Raw genomic sequence first — 2,393 nt, forward strand, 5'->3', positions numbered from 1 at the left:
GTGTCAGCCCCTATACTTCGCCTTGCGGCTTCGCAGAGACCTGTGTTTTTGCTAAACAGTCGCTTGGGCCTATTCACTGCGGCTTCTTCTAAAAGAAGCACCCCTTCTCCCGAAGTTACGGGGTCATTTTGCCGAGTTCCTTAACGAGAGTTCTCCCGCTCACCTTAGAATTCTCATCTCGCCTACCTGTGTCGGTTTGCGGTACAGGCACCTGTGTCCTGGCTAGAGGCTTTTCTTGGCAGTGTGGAATCAGAAACTTCGGTACTAAAATTTCCCTCCCCATCACAGCTCATGATTGGTGTCAGACGGATTTGCCTATCTGACTCACTCACTGCTTGGGCGTGCACATCCATCAGCACGCTTTTCTTATCCTCCTGCGTCCCCCCTTCGCTCGTAACGGTCACGAGGTGGTACAGGAATATCAACCTGTCATCCATCGCCTACGCCTTTCGGCCTCGACTTAGGTCCTGACTAACCCTGAGTGGACGAGCCTTCCTCAGGAAACCTTAGGCTTTCGGTGAAGAAGATTCTCACTTCTTTTTCGCTACTCATACCGGCATTCTCACTTCTAAGCGCTCCACCAGTCCTCTCGGTCTGACTTCACTGCACTTACAACGCTCTCCTACCATTGTTCAAAGAACAATCCGTAGCTTCGGTGATACGTTTAGCCCCGGTACATTTTCGGCGCAGCGTCACTCGACCAGTGAGCTATTACGCACTCTTTAAATGGTGGCTGCTTCTAAGCCAACATCCTGGTTGTCTGTGCAACGCCACATCCTTTTCCACTTAACGTATACTTTGGGACCTTAGCTGACGGTCTGGGTTGTTTCCCTCTCGACTATGAACCTTATCACCCATAGTCTGACTCCCAAGTTTATATCTCTGGCATTCGGAGTTTGACTGAATTCGGTAACCCGATGAGAGCCCCTCGTTCAATCAGTGCTCTACCTCCAGGATACGTATCTTGAGGCTAGCCCTAAAGCTATTTCGGAGAGAACCAGCTATCTCCGTGTTCGATTGGCTTTTCACCCCTACCCACACCTCATCCCCGCATTTTTCAACATACGTGGGTTCGGGCCTCCAGTCAGTGTTACCTGACCTTCACCCTGGACATGGGTAGATCACACGGTTTCGGGTCTACGACCTTCTACTACATACGCCTCTTTCAGACTCGCTTTCGCTGCGGCTTCACCTTTTAAGGGTTTAACCTTGCAGAAAATCGTAACTCGCCGGTCCATTCTACAAAAGGTACGCCGTCACCCATTAACGGGCTCCGACTACTTGTAAGCACACGGTTTCAGGTACTCTTTCACTCCCCTTCCGGGGTACTTTTCACCTTTCCCTCACGGTACTGGTTCACTATCGGTCACTAGGGAGTATTTAGCCTTGGGAGATGGTCCTCCCAGATTCCGACGGAATTTCACGTGTTCCGCCGTACTCAGGATCCACATCGGAGGTGATGATCTTTTCACTACAGGGCTGTTACCTTGTATCGCGGACCTTTCCAGGTCGCTTCGTGTAAATCGTCACTTTCTAACTCCTAATGATGTGTCCTACAACCCCAAGAAGCAAGCTTCTTGGTTTGGGCTAATTCCGTTTCGCTCGCCGCTACTTAGGAAATCGCATTTGCTTTCTCTTCCTCTGGGTACTTAGATGTTTCAGTTCCCCAGGTCTGCCTCATTTAACCTATGGATTCAGTTAAATGTACCACTCCATTACGAGTGGTGGGTTCCCCCATTCGGAAATTCCCGGATCAATGCTTACGTACAGCTCCCCGAGACATATCGGTGTTCGTCCCGTCCTTCGTCGGCTCCTAGTGCCAAGGCATCCACCGTGCGCTCTTTCTTACTTAACTAACGCTTGCTTTTCTACTTCAAAGTAAAAAAGACTTTCGGTCTTACTTGTTTAAAAGTTTGATTTGATGTCTTGTCATACAGTTCTGTGATCATCCTTTTAAAAGAATGGTTCACAGCCTGTTTCTTCTTATCTAGTTTTCAAGGTACATGTGAATAGGATCATGTTCATCCTATGATAGAGAGAATTGATCCCTCAAAACTGAACCAAACAACACAACCGTTAAGTCAGCTCAAATGAGCTGTTCCTAGTCTCAGTCTAGCTCCGATGCCTATCGACTAGCAGATTTCGAATGCCTTCCTACGATAAAGAAGACTTGCCGTCTGGCTTTGCCAGAGGCTTAGTCGCACTTATGCCCGTTAGGGTGAAAGTCAATATCGATTCGCTTACGCTCATCGTATTTCCTTTATCTCGTCAGTCCTTCTCCAATCTGTACGTCGATGTTCAAGGCATCTACGCCTCCTGATTTTCCTTAGAAAGGAGGTGATCCAGCCGCACCTTCCGATACGGCTACCTTGTTACGACTTCACCCCAATCAT

2 rRNA genes (1 of these 2 only partly in view) are annotated in these 2,393 nt (G+C 48.6%); both read right to left on the minus strand.

The window, feature by feature from the left end:
- Nucleotides 1-1,855: ribosomal RNA gene (locus ABD814_RS09345) — 23S ribosomal RNA — on the minus strand; it reaches 1,046 nt to the left of the window's first position.
- Nucleotides 1,856-2,330: 475 nt separating this feature from the next.
- A 16S ribosomal RNA gene (locus tag ABD814_RS09350) occupies nt 2,331-2,393 on the minus strand; the annotation flags it as partial.

Origin of the sequence: Amphibacillus indicireducens (assembly GCF_039539605.1) — a bacterium.
GTDB lineage: Bacteria > Bacillota > Bacilli > Bacillales > Amphibacillaceae > Amphibacillus > Amphibacillus indicireducens.